Here is a 1,009-nt window from a genome sequence, read left to right on the forward strand (position 1 = left end):
CAGGGCTACCGTTTCCCGCTTGAATTCAGGCGTAAATTTCTTTCTCTTTTTGACACTTGTCATAGATCACCTCTATCGGTAGTTTAACCACCTTAACGAGGTGTCCGGTAGGATTGGACCACTTCATACTGCACTGTGAAGGTGAGGGATGTCTTGGCAACGGTATTGGATGGATTGCTTGGTCGTTCTGTTTCCTTCTCATGTTTCTTTTGGGTTATCTTGCGCAACGTCTTTATCGCGGAGCGGGTCACTACATACTGCGTTATATTTTGGCTGCTCAGACTGTAGTTGGTTTTGCCTTAATCGTTTATTGGGTGAATTGGCGTTTGACATATGCTTAGTCCCAATTAAATCCTTGGCCCAATTACTACAATTTTCTACGAATAAAACATTGCATAAGAATGATGATCATAGAACCAGCAAAGAAATCCGATTACAAAAGCCTAATCACCATATGGGAAGCTTCTGTAAGAGCCACACATCACTTTATCAGTGAAGAATATCTGCAAGAATTGAAGCCGCTGGTATTAGAGCAATATTTCGCTATGGTTGATCTGGTAGTTGCCAAGTCAAAAGAAGGCGAAGCCGTTGGTTTCTGTGGTCTTAGTGACGGCAATATTGAAATGCTGTTTATAGCCCCAAAAATGCGTGGGCGAGGCATTGGAAAATTACTGGTTAATTATGCCGTTGACCATCAAGGTGCTTGGAAGGTAGATGTGAATGAGCAGAACGAGCAGGCCGTGGGTTTTTATCAGAAGATGGGCTTTTCAGTAGTGGGGCGCTCGCCCGTTGACAACCAGGGGAAGCCCTACCCATTGTTGCATATGGGGCTTGTTTTGGGATGACAAAAGTTACCCCCCCACGCGATTATTCCACCGTCAATTGTAGTGGCATAGTGAATTTGGCCACCTAATTAGAAGTGATATTATCACTTCATCTAACTAAATAGGTGTCCAATGAGCAATCGTACCAGACCAACCTTTAGCCCTGAATTTCGCCATGAGGCAGC

General features: G+C 44.1%; 1 protein-coding gene. It reads left to right on the forward strand.

From position 1 onward, the window contains the following. Positions 1-401 precede the first annotated feature (401 nt). Complete coding sequence (locus DWB84_RS18780) at positions 402-845, forward strand: acetyltransferase (RefSeq protein ID WP_255429090.1); 444 nt, start codon at positions 402-404, stop codon at positions 843-845. The last annotated feature ends 164 nt before the right edge of the window (positions 846-1,009 follow it).

Origin of the sequence: Saccharophagus sp. K07 (assembly GCF_014336955.1) — a bacterium.
Lineage (GTDB): Bacteria > Pseudomonadota > Gammaproteobacteria > Pseudomonadales > Cellvibrionaceae > UBA5868.

What these genes read in the sequence shown, in the direction of transcription:
- DWB84_RS18780 (WP_255429090.1), top strand. Translation starts at nt 402, where the DNA reads ATGATGATCATAGAACCAGCAAAGAAATCCGATTACAAAAGCCTAATC.